Origin of the sequence: Candidimonas humi, from assembly GCF_019166065.1 — a bacterium.
Lineage (GTDB): Bacteria > Pseudomonadota > Gammaproteobacteria > Burkholderiales > Burkholderiaceae_B > Candidimonas > Candidimonas humi.
Genome location: NZ_JAHTBN010000009.1, coordinates 118,637 through 141,121 on the forward strand (window position 1 = coordinate 118,637; position 22,485 = coordinate 141,121).

Genomic DNA, 22,485 nt, shown 5'->3' on the forward strand with positions numbered 1-22,485 from the left:
CTCCACCGTGCGATGTGCCGCTGCGGGCAGCCCGGCGATCCTGCTCATGCCAGATCTCCTATTTGCGCGGGCACCCGGCTGATGGAGCCGGCGCCCATGACGATCACTACATCGCCGTCGCGCACGAAGCCCAGGATGGCTTGCGGCAATTCGGCGACGTCCTCGACGAACAGCGGCTCGACCTTGCCCGCCACGCGGATCGCGCGCGTCAGCGCGCGGCCGTCGGCCGCCACCAGGGGCGCTTCGCCGGCCGCGTAGACTTCGGTCAGCAGCACGGCGTCGGCCGAGCTCAGCACGCGCACGAAATCCTCGAAGCAGTCGCGCGTGCGGGTATAGCGGTGCGGCTGGAAGGCCAGCACGATGCGGCGCTGCGGCCAGGCGCCGCGCGCCGCCGCCAGGGTCGCGGCCATTTCCACGGGGTGGTGGCCATAGTCGTCGATCACGGTAAAAGTGCCGCCGCCCGAGGCGGCCGGCACGGCAAAATCGCCCGCCTGCGTGAAGCGCCGGCCCACGCCGTTGAACGAGGCCAGCGCCTGCGCAATGGCCTCGTCGGGCACGCCCAGCTCGGTGGCCACGGCTATCGCCGCCAGCGAATTGAGCACGTTGTGCACGCCCGGCAGATTGAGCGTGACCTGCAGCGCCGGCAAGAGCCCTGCGGGACCGCGGCGCTGCACCGTAAAGCGCATGCGGGTGGCTTCCGCCTGCACGTCCACGGCGCGCACTTGCGCATCGGCATTCAGGCCGTAGGTCGTGACGGGCCGGGATACGAAGGGAATGATTTCGCGCACATTGGCATCGTCGCTGCACAGCACTGCGCTGCCGTAGAAAGGCAGCTTGTGCGTGAACTCTATGAAAGCGCTCTTGAGGCGCGCGACGTCATGGCCGTAAGTGTCCATGTGATCGGCATCGATATTGGTCACGATGGCCATCACCGGCAGCAGGTTCAGGAAAGACGCGTCGGACTCGTCGGCCTCGACCACGATGAACTCGCCCTGCCCCAGGCGCGCATTGGCGCCGGCGGAATTCAGCCGGCCGCCGATGACGAAGGTCGGATCCAGGCCGCCGCCGGCCAGCACGCTGGCCACCAGGCTGGTGGTGGTGGTCTTGCCGTGCGTGCCGGCCACGGCTATGCCGCGCTTCAGGCGCATCAGCTCGGTAAGCATCAGCGCGCGCGGCACCACCGGGATATGCGCGGCGCGCGCCGCCAGCACCTCGGGATTGTCGGCCTTGACCGCTGTAGAAGTAACGATCGCCCCCACGCCACGGATGTTCTCGGCATCGTGGCCGATGGAAATGCGCGCCCCCAGGCCGGCCAGGCGGCGCGTGACGGCGGATTCCTGGATATCGGAACCGCTGATGGCATAGCCCAGGTTGAGCAGGACTTCGGCAATGCCGCTCATGCCCGATCCGCCTATGCCGACGAAATGTATGCTCTGTATCCGGTGCTTCATGCCGGCCTCCTCAATACCTGCTCGCAAGCATCGGCAATCTGCTGTGTCGCATTCAAGCGTGCGTGTTCGTGGGCATGCCCGGCCACGGCAGCCAGCTCTTCGCGGCTGCGCTCACGCAGCCACTGCGCCAGCCATTCGGCCGAGAATCCATCCTGCGCCTGCAGCCACGCGCCATGGCAATCGCTCAGGTAGCGCGCATTGGCCGTCTGGTGGTCGTCGATGGCATGCGGCAGCGGCACGAACAGCGCGGCCACGCCTACCGCCGCCACCTCGGCCACCGTCATGGCGCCGGCGCGGCAGATCAGCAGATCGGCCTGCGACAAGGCCGACGCCATGTCGTCGATGAAGGCATGGCACTCGGCCCGCACCCCGGCGCGCGCGTAGGCCGCGCGCAAGGCCTCCAGGTGCTGTTCGCCGGCCTGGTGCACGACTTCCGGACGTTCTTCTTCGGGCAGCAGCGCCAGGGCCTGCGGCACGGTCTCGTTGAGAACCCGGGCGCCCAGGCTGCCGCCCACCACCAGCAGGCGCAGCGCGCCGCTGCGCGCCGCGTAGCGCTGCCCGGCCGGGGGCAGTTGCGCCAGGCTGGCGCGCACCGGATTGCCGACCATGATGGCGCCCGGAAGAGCCCCGGGGAATCCCACCAGCACCTTGCTGGCCAGCCGCGCCAGCCAGCGGTTGGCGGTGCCCGCCACGGCGTTCTGTTCATGCACCACCACCGGCACGCGGCGCAAGGCCGCCATCAGGCCGCCCGGGAACGCCGCGTAGCCGCCCATGCCCAGCACCACGTCGGGCCGGGCCCGCCGCAGGCACGCGGACGCCTGCAGGCAGGCGCGCAACAGCGTGAACGGCAGCTTCAGCAAGGCCATCGGGCCCTTGCCGCGCACCCCGCCGAAGCGCAGCGGCAGCAATTCGAAACCCTGGGGCGGCACCAGCCGCCCTTCCATGCGCTCGGGATGCCCGAGCCAGAACACCCTCCAGCCGCGCGCACGCATCTCATGGCCCACCGCCAGGCCGGGCATGATATGCCCGCCGGTGCCGCCGGCCATGATGAGTACGGTGTGTTGCGCTGCGTTCATGTGCGCTTGCCCCGCATGAGATTACGATTCTCGAAATCCACCCTTAGCAGCAGGGCGATCGCGCAAAGATTCATCACGATGCCCGAACCGCCATAGCTCACCATGGGCAAGGTCAGGCCCTTGGTGGGCAGCAGGCCCACGCATACGCCGATGTTGATGAAGGTCTGTACCCCGAACCACAGGGCCACGCCTTGGGCAACCAGTCCGTTGAAAATGCGTTCCATCGCGATCGCCTGGCGGCCGATGTCGAAGCCGCGCCAGATCAGGAAGGCGAAGACCGCGATCAGGCACACCAGGCCGACGAAGCCCAGCTCTTCGCCGATGACGGCGACGATGAAGTCGGTATGGGCCTCGGGCAGGTAATGCAGCTTCTCGATGCTGGCGCCCAGCCCTACGCCGAACCACTCGCCGCGGCCCAGGGCGATCAGCGAGTGCGACAACTGATAGGCGCTGCCGTATGCGTTATCGGGGTTCCACGGATCCAGATAGGCGAACAGGCGCTCGCGCCGCCACGGCGACAGCCAGATCAGCAGCAGGAAGCTGCCCATCATGATGGCCAGCAGCGTGGAAAACAGCTTGCCGTTGATGCCGCCGATGAAGAGTATGCCCACGGCGATGGCCACGATGACCATGAAGGCGCCCAGGTCGGGCTCGAGCAGCACCACCATGCCGACCGCCGCCAGGGCGCAGGACATGGGCAGGAAGCCGCGCATGAAGTTCTGCATGTACTGCTGCTTGCGCACCGTATAGTCGGCCGCATACAGCAGGATGGTGATTTTCATGAGCTCGGACGGCTGGAAATTCAGCGGCCCCAGGGGCAGCCAGCGGCGCGCGCCATTGACCTCGCGGCCTATGCCGGGCACCAGCACCACCAGCAGGAACACCAGGCTCACCAGCATCAGCGGCATGGCCCACTTCTGCCAGACGCTCATGGGCACGCTCAGCACCACGGCCGAGCACAACAGTCCCGCGCAGATGAACAGGCCATGGCGCAGCACGAAATAGAAGCGGCCGTAGCTTTCGTAGCGCGGCCCGTCGGCCAGCCCGATGGAGGCCGAATACACCATCAGCAGGCCGAACAACAACAAGGCCGCGGCCGGGATGATGATCCACACGTCGAAGCTGGCCATCCGGGTGCGGCCCGGCCGCACGGCGTTGACGCTGGAGCTAAGATCCGCGAATACGCTCATTCCATCTCCCCTTTGTCCAGCGCCAGTTCCTGCACCGCGGCGACGAAGGCCTGGGCGCGATGGGCATAGTTGCGGAACATGTCCATGCTGGCGCAGGCGGGCGACAGCAGCACCACGTCGCCGGGCTGCGCCAGTTCGAAGCCGCGCCGCACCGCGCGTTCCAGGGTGTCGATCTGCTCGGCCGGCACGCCGGCCGGCTCCAGCGCCTGGGCGATGGCGGGGCCGTCTCGGCCGATCAGCACCACGGCCCTGGCATGCTGGGCAGCGGCGCGCGCCAGCGGCGCAAAATCCTGGCCCTTGCCCAGGCCGCCGGCGATCAGCACCACCTTGCGGCCCAGGCCCTCCAGGCCGGCGACGGTGGCGCCCACATTGGTGCCCTTGCTGTCCTCGACGAAATCGACGCCCGCGATGCTGCGCACGAATTCCACCCGATGCGGCTCGCCGCGATAACCGCGCAGCGCCGGCAGGACATCGGCCCAGCGCAAGCCGGCCGCGCGCGCCAGGGCCAGCGCCGCCAGCGCATTGAGCGCGTTGTGCAGGCCCTGCACCCGCAGGGCGTCGGCCGGCATCAGCCGGGTCAGGCGCCCGACGCGGCGCGGCAAGGGAATCGGCACCTGCCCGCGCCGCGGCTTGGGCGCCGCGGGCAGGTCGAAGTCCAGCACTTCGGCGACCGCCAGCCAGCGCACATCGTGGCTGGCATCCAGGCCCAGGTCGCCGTCCAGTTCGGGCGTGCCGCGGCCGAAGGAACGCACGGCGGCTCCCGCCGGATCGTCCACCATGGTGACCACCAGCGGGTCGTCGCGATTGATGACGGCGATGCGCGCCATCTTCAGCAAGCGCGCCTTGGCGGCCTGGTACGCCTGCATGGAGCCGTGCCAGTCCAGGTGATCCTGCGTCACGTTCAGGACCACGGCCGCATCGGCCTTCAGGCTGTGCGTGGCCTCGATCTGGAAGCTCGACAGTTCCAGCACCCAGGCCTCGGGCAGCGTGTCGCCGGCCAGCGCATCGCGCAGCGCCGCCAGCGCGGCGGGGCTGATATTGCCGGCCGCGCGGGTGCGCAGGCCGCCGGCCTCGCACAATTGCCGGGTCATGGCCGTGACCGTGGTCTTGCCGTTGGTGCCCGTAACCGCCAGCACCTTGGGCCGATAACCCTGCTCGGCCATGTCGTTCAGGGCCCGCGCAAACAGTTCGATTTCCCCTATCACCTCGATGCCGCGCTGCCTTGCCTGCGCCAGGAACGACTGCACTGGTTCTTGCAGCGGCGACAATCCCGGGCTGATGACGATGCTGCGCACGCCGTCCAGCGCCTCGGCATCCAGCGCACCCTCGCCGTAGCGTCGGTCGTCTCCGGCGTCCCGCAACTGCTCTTGCAGGGCGGCCCAGCCGGGCGGCTGCTCGCGGGTGTCGACCAGGCGCAGGCGCGCGCCGCGGTCGGCGCACCACAGCGCCGCAGCGGCACCGGTCTCCCCCAGTCCCAGTATCAGGACCAGCGGGCTGTCGGCCAGCGAGGGAAAGGTGAAATTCGTGTTCATCGCAATTTGAGTGTGGCCAGGCCCAGCAGCACCAGCATCATGGAGATGATCCAGAAACGCACCACCACCTGGGTTTCCTTCCAGCCGCCCACCTCGAAATGGTGGTGCAGCGGCGCCATGCGCAGGATCCTGCGTCCCGTGCCATAGCGCTTCTTGGTGTACTTGAAATAAGTGACCTGCAGCATCACCGACAGGGTCTCGGCCACGAACACGCCGCCCATGATGAACAGCACGATTTCCTGGCGCACGATCACCGCGATGGTGCCCAGCGCCCCGCCCAGGGCCAGCGCCCCCACGTCGCCCATGAACACCTGGGCCGGGTAGGCGTTGAACCAGAGAAACGCGAGGCCGGCCCCGGCAATCGCCGCGCACAACACCATCAGCTCGGAAGCGCCGGGAATATACGGGAACAGCAGATACTTGGAATAATCGACGCGCCCGACGACGTAGGCGAAGATGCCGAGGGCGCTGCCCACCATCACCGTGGGCATGATGGCCAGCCCGTCCAGGCCGTCGGTCAGGTTGACGGCATTGCTGGTGCCCACGATCACGAACCAGGTCAGCGCGGCAAAGCCGAACACGCCCAGCGGGTAGCTCACGCTCTTGAAAAACGGCACGATCAAGTCGGCGCGCGTAGGCAGTTGCATGGTGAAGCCGCTCATCACCCAGTCGCGGAACAGCGGCCACAGATCGGCATTGGCCGGGGCCGACACGGCGAAAGTCAGGTAGGTGGAGGCGATCACGCCGATCACCGCCTGCCAGAAGAACTTCTTGCGCGAGGACATGCCCTCGGGGTCGCGATTGACCACTTTCTTGTAATCGTCGGCCCAGCCTATCCAGCCGAAGCCGAAAGTCACCAGCAGCACCACCCAGACGAAGCGATTGGTCCAATCGGCCCACAGCAGCGTGCTGACCGCGATGGAAATCAGGATCAGCGCCCCGCCCATGGTCGGCGTGCCGGTCTTCTGCAAATGGGATTGCGGCCCGTAGCTGCGCACGGCCTGGCCGATCTTCAGTTCGGTCAGCTTGCGTATCACGGCGGGGCCGGCGATCAGGCCGATGAACAAGGCCGTGCCGCAAGCCAGCACCGCGCGGAACGTGATGTACTCGAAGACGCCGAAAGCGCGTATATGTTCGTCGGACAGCCAGCGGGCGATTTCAAGTAGCATGGCGCGCCTCTTGTTCTTGTGCGTCGGATTGTTGCCGTATGGCCTGTACCACCCGTTCCATGCGGGTGCTGCGCGAGCCTTTGACCAGGATATGGGCCGGAGCGCAGGAACGCAGGCCGGCCACCAGGGCGTCGATGGAGTCGTAGGCTTGCGCCCCGGCGCCGAAGGCATCGGCGGAGTTCCGGGCCGCAGGCCCGAAAGTCAGCAGTTGCTCGATGCCGCGTTCGCGCGCATAGGCTCCCACTTCCGCGTGCATGGCCGGCCCGTTGGCGCCCACCTCGGCCATGTCGCCCAGCACCAGCATGCGGCGCCCGGGCAGTTGCGCCAGCACATCTATGGCCGCCCGCACCGAGTCGGGATTGGCATTGTAGGTATCGTCGATGAGCTGCAGGCCGCCAGGCAGCACGCTGGGCTGCATGCGGCCCGCCACCGGATTGAACTGTTCCAGGCCGGACACCACCGCGTCCAGCGGGGCGCCTGCAGCGCAAGCGCAGGCCGCGGCGGCCAGCGCGTTGCGCAGATTGTGCAGCCCCGGGGCGCGCAGCGCCAGGGCGCGTACGCCGGCCGGCGTATGCAATTGGCAGCGGGTGCCGCGCGATTCGGCATGGATATCGTCGGCATGGACGTCGAAGCCCGGGTCGAAACCGAACACGCGCAGGAGCCTCGCGCCCGCCAGGCGGCGCCAGGTATCGGTGTAGGCGTCGTCGCCGGGAAACACCGCGACGCCATCATCGGGCAGGGACTGCAGCACCGCGCCGTTCTCCAGCGCCACGGCCTCGACGCTGTGCATGAATTCCTGATGCTCGCGCTGGGCATTGTTGACCAGGGCCACCGTAGGCCGCGCCATCTCGGCCAGGATCGCTATCTCGCCCGGATGATTCATGCCGAGCTCGAAGACCGCCGCGCGGTGCGTGGCGCGCAGGCGCAGCAGTGTGAGCGGCACGCCGATATCGTTGTTCAAGTTGCCGGACGTGGCCAGCGCGTCGTCGTGCAGCCAGGCACGCAGGACGGATGCCACCATTTCCTTGGTGGTGGTCTTGCCGTTGCTGCCGGTGACCGCAATCACGGGCAGGCTGAACCGGCGGCGCCACGCGGCGCCGATACGCGCCAGCGCCGCGCGCGTATCGCCCAGCTCGAACTGGTGCAGGCCGACGGCCGGATCGCGTTGCGCCACCACTGCCGCGCAGGCGCCGGCCTGCCGGGCGCGCTCCAGATACTCGTGGCCGTCGAAAGACTCGCCCTTCAGAGCGATGAACAGCTCGCCGGGCCGCAGGCTGCGGGTGTCGGTCGACACCGCCAACCCGTGCCCCCAGCTCAGCGCAAAGCCGGCCCACTCGCGATCGTCGAAGAGCGTGCGCCGGCCGGCGGTTTCCTGGTAGGTTTCGTGCCCCTTGCCGGCCACCAGCACCACGTCGCCGGGCTGCGCCGACCACACGGCGCCCAGGATCGCCAGGGCGCGGTCCAGCTCGACCGTCGGCGTGCCGCGCATGCCGGCCACGACCTGCGCGGCGATGTCGCTCGGATCTTCCGAGCGCGGATTGTCGCTGGTGACCACCGCGGCATCGGCCAGCCGGGAGGCGATTTCGCCCATCATGGGGCGCTTGCCGCTGTCGCGGCCTCCGCCGCAGCCGAACACGCACACCAGCCTGCCGCCGCGCGCCTGCGCCACCTGGCGCAAGGCCAGCAAAGCCCGTTCCAGCGCATCGGGCGTATGCGCGTAATCCACCACGACCATGGGCAGGGCCGCCGCGCCTTCGCCCGCGACGGCGGGTTCCACGATCTGCAGGCGCCCCTCTACCGGACGCAGCGCAGCCAGGGCGCGGGCAATCCGGGCCAAGGTCCAGCCCAGCTCGCGCAGCGCGCCCGCGACCAGCAGCAGGTTGGACACATTGTGTTCGCCCACCAGGCGGGTAACGATCTGCGCAGTGCCCTGCGCCGTAACCAGATTGAAAATCAGGCCGTAGGTGCCGGCCTGGATGTCCTGGGCCTGCAGGCCGGCGTCCGGCTCGTGTCCGAGCGTATAGCCCACGCATCGGGCCACCGGCGCCGTCACGTACAACTGCCGTCCCGCCTCGTCGTCCAGGTTCACCACCGCCGCGCGCAGCCCCGGCCAGTCGAACAGCGCAAACTTGGCGGCGCGATAGTTTTCGAGGCTGCCGTGATAATCCAGGTGATCGCGAGTCAGGTTGGTGAAGCCCGCGATCTCTATGCGCACCTGTTCCAGGCGGCCCTGCTCGAGACCGATGGACGACGCCTCGAGCGCCGCCGCCTTGCCGCCGGCGGCACGGATGGCCGCCAGGCTGCGATGCATGGTGAGCACATCGGGCGTGGTCAAGGCCCCGCCCAGATTGGTGCCGTCGGGCAATGTCACCCCCAGCGTCCCCACCGTGCCGCAAGGCACGCCTTCCTGGTTCAGGGCCGCGGCAAGCCATTGCACCGTCGTGGTCTTGCCGTTGGTGCCCGTCACCGCCAGCACCGACATATGGCTGGAGGGCTCGCCGTACCAGCCGTGCGCCACCGCGCCCAGCAAGCCGCGCAGGCCCTCGACCTGCAGCACTTGCGCGCCGGCCGGCACCGGGCCGGCCTCGGCCACTACGGCCGCCGCGCCGCGCGCCAGCGCGTCTTCTATATAGAGGCGCCCGTCGCCGGCCAGGCCGGGGCAGGCGAAGAACACATCGCCGGCGCCGATCTGGCGCGAGTCCAGGCACAGATGGGCCGCCGCATTGACGCGGCCGCGCAGCCAGTCGATGATCTGCTGCGCGCCCATCAGCGCCTCCCTTCCCGGCCGTTGACCGCCACCAGGGAGTCCACCGGCGCGTCGGGCTGCACGCCCAGGCGACGCAGGGTGCTGCCCATGACACTGGAGAACACCGGCCCCGACACCACGGCGCCGTAATAGCCGCCGGCGTGAGGCTCATCGATGGATATCGCGACCACCACGCGCGGGTCGGACACGGGGCCGAAGCCTACGTATGAGCCACGGTATTGCGTGCGGCTGTAATGGCCGTTGACGATCTGGCGCGCCGTGCCGCTCTTGCCGGCTACCCGATAGCCGGGCACCTTCACTCGGGCGCCCTCGGGCCCCGCGGCGGCTTCGAGCATGGCGCGGATCAGGCCGGCTATGCGCGGCGAGAAAATCTGCACGCTGGCCGCCTTGCCCTTGCGCTTGAGCAAGGTGAGCGACACCATGTCGCCATTGCGGGCGAACACGGTATAGGCATGGGCGATCTGCAATAGCGACACCGACAGGCCATAGCCGTAGGCCATGGTGGCGCGCTCGATCGGGCGCCAGCGTTCCCAGGGCCGCAAGCGGCCTGAGGCCACGCCCGGGAAATTCGCCTGCGGCGCCCGCCCGAACCCCAGATTGGTGAAGTTGTCCCACATTTCCTGAGAAGTCAGCAGCTCGGAAATCATGGTCATGCCGATATTGCTGGAGCGGCGCAGAATACCCGCCACGTTCAGGTAGCCGTTACTGCTGACGTCGGTAATGGTCGCACCCTGGTAGCGGTAATGGCCATTGCCGGTGTTGAACATCGTCGAAGTGGTGATGCGGCCGAGCTGCAGCGCCAGTGCCGCCGTGAACGGCTTCATGATGGAGCCGGGCTCGAACGTGTCGGTGATGACACGGTTGCGCAGCGCCGAACCCTTGCGGTCCTCGCGATTGTTCGGATCGTAGGTGGGCAGGTTGGCCAGCGCCAGGATTTCGCCGGTGCGCACGTCGACGATGATCCCCGCGGCCGACTTGGCCTGGTGCAAGTCCAGCGCCTTCTTCAGCGCCGTCTGCAGATCGAACTGCAGCCCGGAATCGATCGACAGGCTCAGGTCCTGTCCATTGACCGGCGGCACGACCGCGCGCACGTCCTCCACCACGCGGCCCAGGCGATCCTTGATCACGCGGCGGCTGCCGGGCTTGCCCTGAAGCTCGGAATTGAAGGCCAGTTCCACGCCCTCGATGCCCTGGTCCTCGATATTGGTGAAGCCCACCACGTGCGCCATCACGTCCCCTTCGGGGTAGTAGCGCCGCATTTCGCCTTGCTGGTGGAAGCCCGGGACCTTGAGCTGCTTGACCTGTGCGGCTATGTCCAGCGGCACCTGGCGTTTGATATAGACGAAATTCTTGTCCTCGTCGGTGATCCGGCCCTGGATGTCCTGCACCGACATGCCCAGCAGCTTGCCCAGCGCCGCAAGCTGCTGCGGCGTGGCGTCCTTGGCGTCTTCGGGTATGGCCCAGATGGCGCGCGCAGGCACGCTGGAGGCCAGCACCACCGAGCCGCTGCGATCGAATATCTTGCCGCGCGTCGCGGGCAATACCAGCGTGCGCTCGTAGCGCCGCTCGCCCTGCTGCTGCAGGAACTCGGTCGACAGGCCCTGCAGGTACAGCGCCTTGAGTATCAGCGCCACGAAGCTCAGCAGCAACAGCATCAGCACCAGCTTGGAACGCCAGAGCGGCATCTGCGCATTCAGCACGGGGCTGGCGTGGAAACGCACCCGTTTCATTGGTGGCCTCCTGTCTGGGGCTTGTGTGCTGCTGCAGCGGCGGAGGTCCGGGCCGCGGCGGAATGAGCCGTGCCCGGCCTAGCAGCGCCATGCGGAGCCGGCTTGGATCGCGCCGCGCCAGGCCTGGCCGCATTGGATCGGGCCGCGTTCGGTCGGGCTGCGTTCGGTCGGGCCGCGCCGGACCGGGAGGTGCCGGGCTTGGCCGGCTTGCGGGCGGCCGCCTGCGGCTTGGATGTCTGGATGGAAGCAGGAATGGTGACGGCCACGGAACCGGGATTGGGGCCTTGGGATACATAGATGATGGAGCCCGGCGCGACATTGACCATCTTCAGGTCCTGGCGGGCAATGCCGTCGATGCGGGCATTGCGCACCAGCTCGGCGCGTTCCAGTTGCAGGCGGCGCCAATCGGTATCCAGTTCGTGCGCCTTGTCCGACAAACGGTCCGACTGAATGAAAAGCCGGCGCGACTGAAAGCGCGCCGTGACCAGTGAAATCGCCGATGACATCAGCAGCACCGCGACGATGGCAATGAGGCGTCCCATTATGTCCGCCCTCCGCGCCGGCGCGCCGGCGCCGCGCCTGGCGGCGTGCCGACAAACGAAGCGCCGCCATCCGGCGGCAGGGGTTCGTGCGTGCGTTCGGCCACTCGCAGCACCGCCGAGCGCGCCCGGGCATTGCCCGCCACTTCATCGGGCTCGGCCAGCACCCGCCCCAGCGACAATAATATGGGCCGCGGCATGTCTTTCTCGGGAATCGGCAGGCGTGCCTGGGCCGCCGCCGGACGCGACGCAGCAGCGATGCACTGCTTCACCATACGATCCTCGAGAGAATGGAAACTGATCACCGCCAGCCGCCCCCTGGGTGCCAGAAGTTTCAGAACTGCCGCGAGGGCGAGCGCCAACTCTTCGAGTTCCCGATTGAGGTGAATCCGTAAAGCCTGAAAGGTACGAGTGGCCGGGTGCTGGCCCTTCTCGCGCGTGCGGACAACGCCGGCGACGAGCTCGGCGAGGTCGAGCGTGGTGCGCAGCGGCCGGGATTCGCGGCGAGCTGCAACCGCCTTTGCAATCTGGAAAGCAAACCGTTCTTCGCCATATCGAGCTATGACCTCCCGTATTTCATCAACACTGGCTTCGGCCAGCCACTGAGCCGCGGTCGGGCCGCTGCTCGTATCCATCCGCATGTCCAGCGGGCCTTCACGCATGAAGGAAAACCCGCGGGCCGCGTCATCTATCTGCGGGGACGAAACCCCCAGATCCAACATCACTCCGTCGACCTGGTCCACGCCCAGGTCCTGCAGGCATTCGCGCATGCTGGCAAACCCCGCATGCACCACCTCGACACGCGGATCCTCGGCACGCAGCGCCTGCGCCTGGGCGATCGCCTCGGGGTCCTTGTCGAAGACCACCAGCCGCGCATCGTCGGCCAGGCAACTCAACAACAAGCGGCTGTGCCCACCCCTGCCGAAAGTGCCGTCCACGAATACCCCGCTGCGCCTGGCCGGCAATGCCTCCAAAGACCCGCGACGCGCCGACTTGGCGCTGAACTGCGGATCCACCAGGGCGCCGACCGTAGGTTCGAGCAGCACGGACCGATGCGTGAACGCCATGGCCCGGTTCAGAAAGAGAATTGATCCAGTGCTTCAGGCATGCCCTTGGCGAGATCCTCCGCCTCTCGGCGTGACCACTCGGCGGCATCCCATACTTCGAAATGGCTCCCCATTCCCAAAAGCATGATTTCGCGAGTCAAGCCGGCGGCCGTGCGCAGTTCGGGAGCGATCAGGATGCGCCCGGCGGCGTCCATGTCCACGTCCTGCGCATTGCCCAGCAGCAAACGCTGCAGGGGCCGGGCAGTCATGGGGAACGCCGCGATCTGCTCGCGCTTCTTTTCCCACACTGGACGGGGATAGAGAAGCAGACAGCCATCGGGATGGCGCGTCAGGGTCAGGCGGCCTTCGACCTGCGAGACGAGCGCGTCACGATGCCGGGTCGGAATCGAGATCCTCCCCTTGGCATCCAATGTGAGTGCGCTGCTACCCTGAAACACCACTTAGACTCCACTTTTTTACACTGTTTCCTACTTTTCCCCACTCTACGGGAAGCGGCGCAGGAGGTCAAGCGCCGTTTCTTGTTTTTTTCAATAACGACAAGCACTTAGCGACTACCTCTTATATTTGGCTATGAGAAAACTTTAGATAAATCAAGAAATTGCATATTTATCTAGAAGTCATTCATTAAGATGCGGAGGCTACGCGGGCCATTCTGTTTTGCAATTACTAACACTCGGGTCACGGTAGGACGCAGCGGAGTCGTCGCTGCCAGTACGGAACCTCGAAGCCGGCAGCCGCGGGCAAGCACACGCATCGAAAGACATGGCGCACGCATGTCTGGAGCAAGGTTCGGGGAACCGGACGGAAAGGCCGGGAGAAACACGGGAGGGGAATACGGGAGGGAACGGCCGGGAGGAATAAAAAGAGAAGAAGAAAAGATAGATCAGATGCAGATGCCGGGCCCGGCCGCGCCGGGCGCCGCCGGAAAACCGCAGCACGCCACCGGGCACGGAAAAAACGCAATCGAAAAACGGGACAAGTCTGTAGGCCGGATTCTGTACGCCGGGCGAACCCGGCGGGCAATCATTCCTCTGGGCGCGGCATTGCTGCCGCGCTCTAGCCATCTACCCGCATGCTGGAGCGAGCCGCCCTCCGGGCCGAAGCCCACGCATGCCTATTTGATGTTGCTCCGGATAGAGGTTGCCGCGTTTCACCCTGCGACGCCGCGGCCCGTTGCCGGACCGCGCGGCACGGAAGTGGCCGTGCCGGTGCATGCCATGGGCATGCCCGCGCCACAGACTCGTCTCTGTGGCCCTGTTCCTCGGCCCGCGGCGCTTGTTCGGCGCCGCTCGCCGGGCGGCCGTTAGCCGCTATCCTGCTCTGTGGAGTCCGGACCTTCCTCGATGCCGCGTACGACACCGCGATTGCCCGACCTGCCCCGCACCGGCATTGTATAGGAAGCGGGCCGCCCGCCAGAGCCCCCCCGGGCCGGCCGACCCCGAAAGGGCGCGCCGCACGGCCGCCGGACAAGCGCGGCGGCAACCTGCGACAATATGGCTTTGGCGCGCACGCTCGATAGCGGCTGCGTATATGTCCCAAGACCTCGCGCGCCGACTTCCCCCCCGACCGAAACACCTCATGGCCGTAACCACCCTGCTCACACTGACCGACGCCCAGCTAGCCTATGGGCATCACCCGCTGCTGGATCACGCCGAACTGGCGGTACAGAGCGGCGAACGCATAGGCCTGATAGGCCGCAACGGCGCCGGCAAGTCTTCCCTGCTGAAAGTAATGGACGGCCGCATCCAGCCCGACGATGGCGAAATCATGCGCCTGGGCGGGCTGAAGATCGCCACGGTGGAACAAGAACCGCAACTGGACGAAGGCCTGAGCGTGCTGGAAACCCTGTGCGGCGACGTCAACGAATCCGAGGACTGGCAACGGCCCGCGCGCGCCCAGGCCTTGATCGAGCAGCTGGGGCTGGACGCTGCGGCGCCCGTCGCCGGCCTGTCGGGAGGCACGCGCAAACGCGTGGCGCTGGCCCGCGCGCTGGCCGACGAGCCCGACCTGCTGCTCCTGGACGAGCCCACCAACCACCTGGACTTCGAAGGCATCGCGTGGCTCGAGGCGCTGCTGCTGCAGGCCCGCTGCAGCGTCATCGTCATTACCCACGACCGGCGCTTCCTGGACGTGGTGGCCACCCGCATCGTCGAACTCGACCGCGGCAAGCTGCTGAGCTTTCCCGGCAATTTCTCGGCCTGGCAGCAGCGCAAGGCCGAATGGCTGGAAGCCGAAAGACAGCAGAACGCGCGCTTCGACAAGGTGCTGGCGCAAGAAGAAGTATGGATACGCAAGGGCATCGAGGCGCGCCGCACCCGCAACGAAGGCCGCGTGCGGCGCCTGGAGCAACTGCGCCGCGATCGCGCACAACGCCGAGAACGGGCGGGCAATGTCAATCTGGCACTGGACGAAGGGCAGCGCTCGGGCAAGCTGGTGGCCGAACTCAGCCATGTCAGCCACGGCTATGGCCCGCGCGTGCTGGTGCGCGACCTGTCCACCTCCATCATGCGCCAGGACCGCATCGGCCTGATCGGCCCCAATGGCGCGGGCAAGACCACGCTGCTGAAGATCATGCTGGGCCTGATCGAGCCGGATTCCGGAACCGTGCGGCTCGGCACCAACCTGAACATAGGCTACTTCGACCAGATGCGCTCGCAGCTCGACGAAAGCGCCACGCTGGCCGACACCATCAATCCGGGCAGCGAATGGATAGAAATCGGCGGCCAGCGCAAGCACGTCATGAGCTACCTGGAAGACTTCCTGTTCCCGCCGGCACGCGCCCAGTCGCCGGTCAGCAGCCTGTCGGGCGGCGAGCGCGCCCGGCTGGTGCTGGCGCGGCTGTTCGCCCGGCCCACCAATGTCCTGGTGATGGACGAGCCGACCAACGACCTGGACATCGAGACCCTGGAACTGCTCGAGGAACTGCTGCAGGACTACAAAGGCACCGTGCTGCTGGTCAGCCACGACCGCAGCTTCCTGAACAATGTCGTCACCCAGACCCTGGCCGCCGAAGGCGACGGCGCCTGGCAAGAATATGTGGGCGGCTACGATGAATGGCAGGCGCAGCGCCCCGCGCCCGCGGCATCTATAGCCGCGTCGACGGCCAAGGCAGGCGGCAAGCCCGAAGCGGATGCAACGCCGCGGCCCGCATCCGAGACGGCGCGCGGCAAGCCGGCCAGGCAAGGCCGGATCAGCGCCTGGGAACTGCGCGAACTGGAGGAATTGCCCGAGTCCATCGCAAAGCTCGAGGCGCGCCAGGCCGAACTGAACGAAAAACTGGCCGACGGCAGCCTGTACCGCGATGCACCCGGCGAAGTCGCACAGATCCAGGAGCAGTTACGCCAACTGGAACAAGAAATGGAAGGCCTGTTCGCCCGCTGGGAACTGCTCGAGGAAAAGCGCGGCGGCTGATGCGAGGTGCCCGACGCGAGTTTACGCAGCGGGCTCGACCGTCCAGTCCAGCGCTTCCCCTGCGGCCAGCGGCACCACCGTGGCATCGCCCATGGGCAGCTCGGCGGGAATGTCGTAGCGGCCGCGCCGCAGCGTCAGCCTGCCTTGGTTGACAGGCAGGCCGTAGAACGCCGGCCCGTTCAGGCTGGCGAAGGCTTCGAGCCGGCCCAGGCAGCCCACAGCATCGAAGGCGGTGGCGTACAGCTCCATGGCATGCAGCGCGGTGTAGCAGCCGGCGCAGCCGCAGGCATTTTCTTTCAGCCCCTTGGGATGCGGCGCACTGTCGGTGCCCAGGAAAAAGCGCGGGCTGCCGCTCGTGGCCGCCGCGACCAGCGCCTGGCGATGCGTCTCGCGCTTGAGCACGGGCAGGCAGTACCAGTGCGGGCGAATCCCGCCCTGGAACAGCGCATTGCGGTTGTACAGCAGATGATGCGCGGTGATCGTGGCGGCGATCGGCCCCTCGGCCTGCTGCACATATTGCGCGCCCTGGCGCGTGGTGATGTGCTCGAACACGACCTTCAGCGCCGGAAAGGCCTGGCGCAGCGGGATCATGACACGGTCGATGAATGCTTCCTCGCGGTCGAACAGGTCGATGGCGGGATCGGTAACCTCGCCGTGCACCAGCAGCGGCATACCGTGGCGCTGCAGCGCCTCCAGCGCCGGCCGGCAGCGCCCCAGCAGATCGGTGACGCCGGCGTCGGAATTCGTGGTCGCGCCCGCCGGATACAGCTTGACCGCAAGCACCACGCCCGACTCGCTTGCCCGCGCGATCTCTTCGGCCGGCGTGTTATCGGTGAGATACAGGGTCATGAGCGGCTCGAACGCTGCGGGCGCAACGCCCGACTGGCGCAATGCCGCGACGATGCGATCGCGATAAGCCAGCGCCTGCGCGGTAGTGGTGACCGGCGGCTTCAGGTTGGGCATGATGATGGCGCGCGCGAACTGCCGGACCGTGTCGGGCAGGACGCTGGCAAGCACATCGCCGTCGCGCAGGTGCAAATGCCAGTCGTCGGGGCGGATGATGGTCAGGGTGTCGGTGGCGCCGGCTTGCTGGCTCATGAATGGTCGATGGTCCAATACAGTGTTCGAAAAAGGGCTTGCACGGCCCGTCCGGGGCCGCGCCATGCAGGCCCTACAGGGGCATGCTGCGTTCCACGATGCGGCAGAACATGGCGCTGCCCACCGGAATCACGGCGTCGTTGAAGTCGAAGCTGGCGCTGTGCAATACGCAGCCGCGCTCGGCGCCTCCCTGCCCCAGGCGGAAATAGGCCCCGGGCCGTTCCTGCAGCATGAAAGAAAAATCTTCCGAGCCCATGGACGGCACCAGGTCCGGCACCACGTTTTCGGCGCCGAAGAGCTCGGTGGCGACCTCGACGACGAAGGCCGCGTGCTCGGGCGTGTTGATCGTGGCCGGGAACAGCTTGTGGTATTTCATCTCGATGCGCGCGCCGAAAGCCTGGGCCATGCCGTCGATCAGTTCCTGCATGCGCGCGATCACGCGTTCCTGCACCGCAGTGCTGAAAGTGCGGACCGTGCCCACCAGGTCGGCGTCCCGGGGGATGACGTTCATGGCCTTGAGATTGCCGGCCTGGACCGCGGCCACCGTGACCACTGCGGCATCGGGCGCGGGAATATTGCGCGAGACGATGGTCTGCAGCGCCGTAATCAGCTGCGCCGCGATCACTATCGGGTCGTTGGTCTGGTAGGCATGCGCGCCATGGCCGCCGCGCCCCTCTATATGGATCTCGAAATGGTCGGCGGCCGCCATCATGGGCCCCGGACGCACGCCGATGACGCCCGCGGGCAGGCCAGGCCAGTTGTGCAGCCCGTAGATGGCGTCGCACGGAAAACGCGTGAACAGCCCGTCGTCCAGCATCGCGCGCGCGCCGCCCAGGCCTTCTTCGGCGGGCTGGAAGATCAGCACCAGCTTGCCGTCGAAGTTGCGGGTCTCGGCCAGGTAGCGCGCCGCGCCCAGCAGCACCGTGGTATGGCCGTCATGGCCGCAGGCATGCATCACGCCCTGCGTGGTGGAGGCATAGGGATGCTGCCCCTGTTCTTGTATGGGCAGCGCGTCCATGTCGGCGCGCAAGCCTATGCAGCGCCCCGACGCATTGCGCCGCCCTTCCAGCACGCCGACCAGGCCGGTGCCGCCTATGCCGCGATGCACTTCGTAGCCCAGTGCGGTCAAGGACCGCGCCACCAGGTCCGAGGTGCGGCTTTCCTGGAAGCCCAGTTCGGGATGCGCGTGTATGTCCTGGCGCAGCGCGCTGAGTTCGTCATGGAACAGCGCGATCGATTCCATTATGCTCTTCGCGTACATGCGAGGTGCTCCCAAAACACGATGGTCCGGATTGCCTTCCGGGGCCGCCATGCCCCGCGCCGCCGCGTCCCGGCGGCCGTGCTGCGGCCATCGGCATTGTAGCCCTTCGGAATGCACCCGCGCAGCGGCGCGGCCCGGCCGCGCGCACTTGTCCGGATCCGCCGAAATCCGCTTGACAGACGCTGGCTCTGCGGCGGTAATATTGGACTGCAATAATAGGGCGGCAACATCCCCCTTCCCCTTCCTGCCGAAACCGGCAGCACCCGGGCCTCATCGGCTTCCTTTACAAAATCAATACCACACCAAGGAGACACTGCTATGGCAGATCAAGATCCGAGCCTCGCCAACCGCCGCAAATTCTTCATCACCGCCGGCGTCGCCGGCGGCGCGGTCATGCTGGGCAGCTCATTCTCGCGCCGGGCATTCGCCGCCGGCGGCCCGCCCGCCATCAATCTGGGCCAGATCGCTCCCATGACCGGGGCCGCGGCCGAATTCGGGCCGTACTACCGGGACGCCGTGCAACTGGCCGTGGACCAGATCAACAAGGCGGCCACGCAGGTATTCGGCGGCCCGATCATCGCCAAGCACATCACGGTCGACACCAGCACGCTGCCCACCGTGGGCGTGCAGGCCGCGCGCCAGATGGTCGACACCAGCAAGACGCCGGCCATCATCGGCGGCTGGTCCAGCGGCGTGACGGTGGCCATCGCCACCTCGGTCACGATACCTTCCGGCGTGCTGCAGGTCGCCAACGGCGCCACCTCGCCCCTGATCACGGTATTGCCGGCCGACGCCAAGGCCGACCTGCTGTTCCGCACCACGGCGTCCGATGCGCTGCAGGGCGTGGTCGCCGCCCAGCTGGTCAACGGCGAACTCCAGAAAGGCTATAAGTTCAGCAAGGTCTCCACCATCTATATCAACAACCCCTACGGCCAGGGTTTGTCGAATTCCTTTGCCGCCTCGTTCGAGAAGCGCGGCGGCAAGGTGCTGGCGCAAGTGCCGCACCCCGAACAGGTGCAACCCACCTACAAGTCGCAATTGGCGGCCGCCCTGAAAGACAAGCCCGAACTGCTGCTGTGCGTCAGCTATCCTTCGCACACCGCGGTGTTCCTGAAAGAATCGCGCGACATCTTCAATTTCACCAACTGGCAATTCACCGACGGCAATGCATCGCTCGACGTGGTCAAGGCGCTGGGCGCGCAAAGCGTCGACGGCAAGCTGGGCACGGCGCCGGGCGAAGACACCAACACCAGCGCCTATAAAGATTTCGCCAAGAACTTCATGGCGGGCTTCAAGTACGACCACATCCCCCCGTTCACCGCTTCCACCTACGACGCGGGGATGACCATCGGCCTGGCGCTGGCCAAGGTAATCGCCGGCGGGGTGACCGACCCATCCAAGATCACCGGCACGGCCCTGCGCGACCAGTTGCGCGTGGTGTCCAACCCTCCGGGCGAGGCCATCGAAGGCGGCAGCGACGAGCGCGTGCTGGAAATGCTCAAGATGATCAAGGCCGGCAAGAAGATCAACTACACCGGCGCCGCCGGCCCCTGCGACTTCGACAAGAACGGCGACGTGATCACGCCGATCAATATCTGGAAGTTCTCCAAGGGCCAGGTGGAAACCGTCGAGACCCGCCCGGCCGCGTCGATCCCCAAGATCTGACCGTCCGGCCTCTGGCGGCGGCAGGCGCCCGGTGGCGCTTGCCGCCTCGGGCCTTGGGCCCCCAGGGCTTCGACCCTGGATCTCATGGGTCTCCAGGGCCTCGCAATCAGAAGATCCTCAACCCGCCCCGCAGTCCACGACAAAAAGCCCGCGCACAAACCAAGTGCGCGGGCTTTTTGCCACCGGATACGGAAAGGCCTTCCCGCTGGAAGGCCTTTCCCGCTACCGCACGAAGCTTGCGCCTACTTCAGGAAGCGCGAGACGATCTTCTGCTCTTTCAGTATGCCTTCCGGACGATACAGCACGATCAGGGCCAGCAGCACGCCCACCAGCATCCAGCGCAGGAACGCGGTGCGCGAGGCGATCTGCGGCAGTATGCCGGACAGCGAAGTCTGCAGCACATCGGTCAGGTAGCCCGTGCCGCTCCATACGCCCCAGATGACGAAGGCCCCGAGCACGGCGCCCCGATTGTTGCCGCTGCCGCCCAGCATAAGCATCACCCACACCAGGAAGGTAGCGAACAGCGGCTCGAAGTGCGAATAGTCTATGGTGACCATGTACGAGGCATAGAGCGCGCCGCCCACGCCCATGACCACGGCGCCCAGCACGAAAGACTGCACCCGCAGCGAGGTGACGTGCTTGCCGTTCATGGCCGCCGAGGCCTCGTCGTCGCGCACCGCGCGCAGCGCGCGGCCCCACGGCGAACGCACCGCGGTTTCCAGCACCAAGTACACGATCGCCAATACGGTGACCGTCAGGGCCAGGTAGAGAAAACCGTAATCGCGCGGCTGCAGCGGCGCGAACAGCGACGCCACCGAAGCCGGCAGCCAGCTGCAGGCGGGATGGTCGAACACGCAGGACAGGGGCTGGGGAATGCCGCTCAGCGGCTGCGGCCCGTTGGCCAGCCAGCGCTCGTTCTGGAAAATCAGACGGATGATCTCGGCTATGCCCAGTGTGGCGATGGCCAGGAAATCGGTGCGCAGCCGCAGCACCGGCAGCGCGACCAGCAGGCCGACGATGCCCGAGATGACCCCGGCCGCCACCAGTCCGACCAGGAACGGCGCCTGCAGGCCGAACGCCTGGTGCGCGTATTGCGCCATCAGGCCGCTGGGCGGCGCGGTGATGAACAAGGCGCTGGTGAACGCACCCACCGCGAAGAAGCCCGCCACGCCGAAATCCAGGTGGCCGTTGTAGCCCCACTGCGAATTCAGGCCCAGGCTGAGTATGGCGTAGATCGACGCCATGATGGAAAACGACACCAGGTAGTCGACCGCGCCGGGTATCAGGGCCATCAGCGCGAAGCCGGCCACCAGCCCGATGACGATGGCGGCGGGGATGCGCAAGGCCCAGCGCAGGCGCAGCAGGGCCAGCGCCAACAGCCCCAGCGGCACGGCCAGGAATATAGCCTTCAGGACGGAAGCCGGGTCCATGGATTGCTCCTTGTGTTCTTGTGCGCGATCATTTGCTGGCGAACAGCCCTTGCGGGCGCACCACCAGCGCCAGCACCATGAGCGCAAAGGCCACGGCGGGCCCGTAGGCCGGGCTCATGAAGGCCGAGGTCACCTGCATCGCCACCCCTATGACTATGGATCCGACCAGCGCGCCGAAGGCGTCGCCCACTGTGCCCAGGATCACCGCGGCGAACATCGGCAGCAGCAGCGTGAACCCCATGTCGGGCCGTAGTTGCGAGGCCAGGCCGTACATCACCCCGCAAGCCGCAGCCAGGCCGCCGCCTATGCCCCAAGTCCAGGATATGACGCGCTCGGTATCGATGCCGCGGATCTGCGCCAGGTCGGGATTGTCGGCCGTGGCGCGCATGGCCTTGCCCATGCGCGTGCGCCCCAGCAGCAGGTACACCAGCACCACCAGCACCAGCGCCAGCGCCAGCACGAAAATCTGGTCGGCCTGCACGCGTATGCCCAGCGGCAGGTGCAGCGCGGGATTGGCCCGCCCCACGTAGAAGAAATGGAAGTCCGAGCCCCACAGCATATAGATGACGCTGCGCAGGAAGAACGCCATGCCCAGGGAAGCCATGGCAAACAGCACCATGGGCGCCTTGGTGCGGCGCAGGCGCCGGTACAGGACGCGATCGAACAATATCGCCACCAGCGCCGTGATCGGAATCGAGATCAGCAGCGCAATGAACATTTCCCAGCCGAAGGAAAATCGCCAGATGGGCGAGCTCTGGGGCAATATCTGCACGACGGCATAAGCCACGTAGGCGCCCAGCGTCACCAGGTCGCCGTGCGCAAAATTGGGAAACTTCAGCACGCCATAACACAGCGTCAGCCCCACGCCGCCCAGGGCAATAATGCCGCCGAGCATCACGCCCCATACGGTCAGGTACAGCAACTGGTCCAGCCCGGTGCCATAGATCAGCCCGAGCAGCCACATGATCGCCAGGATCAGCACCAGGCCTATGCCCATGGCGGTACGAGTTTGCAGCAGCGCCGCCAGGCGGCCGCCTTGGTGGCCGGCCGGCGTCGATTCCAGCGGCGCCGCGGGGTCCAGGGTTTTCTCCATAAGCTC

The 22,485-nt window shown here is 66.9% G+C and carries 15 protein-coding genes, 1 other RNA gene and 1 pseudogene; 2 read left to right on the forward strand and 15 right to left on the reverse strand.

Going from position 1 to position 22,485, the window contains the following annotated elements; translation table 11 throughout:
- Positions 1 to 44 precede the first annotated feature (44 nt).
- From murC to rnpB, 11 genes and pseudogenes are all read right to left on the reverse strand, one after another.
- On the reverse strand, positions 45 to 1,451 hold the full coding sequence (gene murC, locus KVP10_RS17630; RefSeq protein ID WP_217966013.1) for a UDP-N-acetylmuramate--L-alanine ligase: 1,407 nt from the start codon (positions 1,449 to 1,451) through the stop codon (positions 45 to 47).
- Positions 1,448 to 2,527, reverse strand: coding sequence for an undecaprenyldiphospho-muramoylpentapeptide beta-N-acetylglucosaminyltransferase (murG, locus tag KVP10_RS17635; protein ID WP_217966015.1), 1,080 nt, complete (start codon positions 2,525 to 2,527; stop codon positions 1,448 to 1,450). Before murG ends, murC begins: the two co-directional genes overlap by 4 nt.
- Complete coding sequence (gene ftsW / locus KVP10_RS17640; RefSeq protein ID WP_217966016.1) at positions 2,524 to 3,717, reverse strand: putative lipid II flippase FtsW; 1,194 nt, start codon at positions 3,715 to 3,717, stop codon at positions 2,524 to 2,526. Before ftsW ends, murG begins: the two co-directional genes overlap by 4 nt.
- Complete coding sequence (gene murD / locus KVP10_RS17645; RefSeq protein WP_217966017.1) at positions 3,714 to 5,249, reverse strand: UDP-N-acetylmuramoyl-L-alanine--D-glutamate ligase; 1,536 nt, start codon at positions 5,247 to 5,249, stop codon at positions 3,714 to 3,716. Before murD ends, ftsW begins: the two co-directional genes overlap by 4 nt.
- Positions 5,246 to 6,418, reverse strand: coding sequence for a phospho-N-acetylmuramoyl-pentapeptide-transferase (mraY, locus tag KVP10_RS17650; protein ID WP_217966018.1), 1,173 nt, complete (start codon positions 6,416 to 6,418; stop codon positions 5,246 to 5,248). Before mraY ends, murD begins: the two co-directional genes overlap by 4 nt.
- Positions 6,408 to 9,185, reverse strand: coding sequence for a bifunctional UDP-N-acetylmuramoyl-L-alanyl-D-glutamate--2,6-diaminopimelate ligase MurE/UDP-N-acetylmuramoyl-tripeptide--D-alanyl-D-alanine ligase MurF (gene murF / locus KVP10_RS17655; protein ID WP_217966019.1), 2,778 nt, complete (start codon positions 9,183 to 9,185; stop codon positions 6,408 to 6,410). Before murF ends, mraY begins: the two co-directional genes overlap by 11 nt.
- Entirely contained in the window at positions 9,185 to 10,915 is a 1,731-nt protein-coding gene (locus KVP10_RS17660; protein WP_217966021.1) for a peptidoglycan D,D-transpeptidase FtsI family protein, read from the reverse strand. The genes murF and KVP10_RS17660 overlap by 1 nt, the downstream gene beginning before the upstream one ends.
- 284 nt (positions 10,916 to 11,199) lie before the next feature.
- Positions 11,200 to 11,457: pseudogene (gene ftsL, locus KVP10_RS21350) on the reverse strand (cell division protein FtsL); the annotation flags it as partial.
- Positions 11,457 to 12,521 (reverse strand): 16S rRNA (cytosine(1402)-N(4))-methyltransferase RsmH, encoded by a 1,065-nt coding sequence (gene rsmH, locus KVP10_RS17670; RefSeq protein WP_217966023.1) that lies wholly within the window; start codon positions 12,519 to 12,521, stop codon positions 11,457 to 11,459. The pseudogene ftsL and the gene rsmH, both read right to left, overlap by 1 nt.
- Before the next feature lie 8 nt (positions 12,522 to 12,529).
- Positions 12,530 to 12,958, reverse strand: coding sequence for a division/cell wall cluster transcriptional repressor MraZ (mraZ, locus tag KVP10_RS17675; protein WP_217966025.1), 429 nt, complete (start codon positions 12,956 to 12,958; stop codon positions 12,530 to 12,532).
- 531 nt (positions 12,959 to 13,489) lie between these two features.
- Positions 13,490 to 13,901: RNase P RNA component class A (gene rnpB, locus KVP10_RS17680), an RNA gene on the reverse strand.
- A gap of 198 nt (positions 13,902 to 14,099) precedes the next feature.
- On the opposite strand from rnpB, the gene KVP10_RS17685 reads away from it, so the two are divergent.
- Complete coding sequence (locus KVP10_RS17685) at positions 14,100 to 15,932, forward strand: ATP-binding cassette domain-containing protein (RefSeq protein WP_217966026.1); 1,833 nt, start codon at positions 14,100 to 14,102, stop codon at positions 15,930 to 15,932.
- Positions 15,933 to 15,953: 21 nt separating this feature from the next.
- On the opposite strand, the gene pyrC is transcribed toward KVP10_RS17685, so the two are convergent.
- Together pyrC and KVP10_RS17695 are read right to left on the reverse strand one after the other, a co-directional pair.
- Positions 15,954 to 17,030, reverse strand: a complete 1,077-nt coding sequence (gene pyrC, locus KVP10_RS17690) for a dihydroorotase (protein ID WP_217966027.1) — start codon at positions 17,028 to 17,030, stop codon at positions 15,954 to 15,956.
- A gap of 73 nt (positions 17,031 to 17,103) precedes the next feature.
- On the reverse strand, positions 17,104 to 18,291 hold the full coding sequence (locus KVP10_RS17695; RefSeq protein ID WP_217966029.1) for a M20 aminoacylase family protein: 1,188 nt from the start codon (positions 18,289 to 18,291) through the stop codon (positions 17,104 to 17,106).
- A 318-nt stretch (positions 18,292 to 18,609) separates the two neighbouring features.
- Between KVP10_RS17695 and KVP10_RS17700 the strand changes: the two genes are divergently transcribed.
- Complete coding sequence (locus KVP10_RS17700) at positions 18,610 to 19,956, forward strand: ABC transporter substrate-binding protein (protein WP_217966030.1); 1,347 nt, start codon at positions 18,610 to 18,612, stop codon at positions 19,954 to 19,956.
- Between the two features lie 242 nt (positions 19,957 to 20,198).
- Here KVP10_RS17700 and KVP10_RS17705 read toward each other — a convergent pair whose 3' ends face one another.
- Together KVP10_RS17705 and KVP10_RS17710 are read right to left on the reverse strand one after the other, a co-directional pair.
- A complete protein-coding gene (locus tag KVP10_RS17705) occupies positions 20,199 to 21,386 on the reverse strand; it encodes a branched-chain amino acid ABC transporter permease (RefSeq protein ID WP_217966032.1) in 1,188 nt (395 codons plus the stop codon).
- A gap of 28 nt (positions 21,387 to 21,414) precedes the next feature.
- Positions 21,415 to 22,479: a branched-chain amino acid ABC transporter permease gene (locus KVP10_RS17710; RefSeq protein ID WP_217966034.1), complete on the reverse strand. Its 1,065-nt coding sequence runs from the start codon at positions 22,477 to 22,479 to the stop codon at positions 21,415 to 21,417.
- Between the last annotated feature and the right edge of the window lie 6 nt (positions 22,480 to 22,485).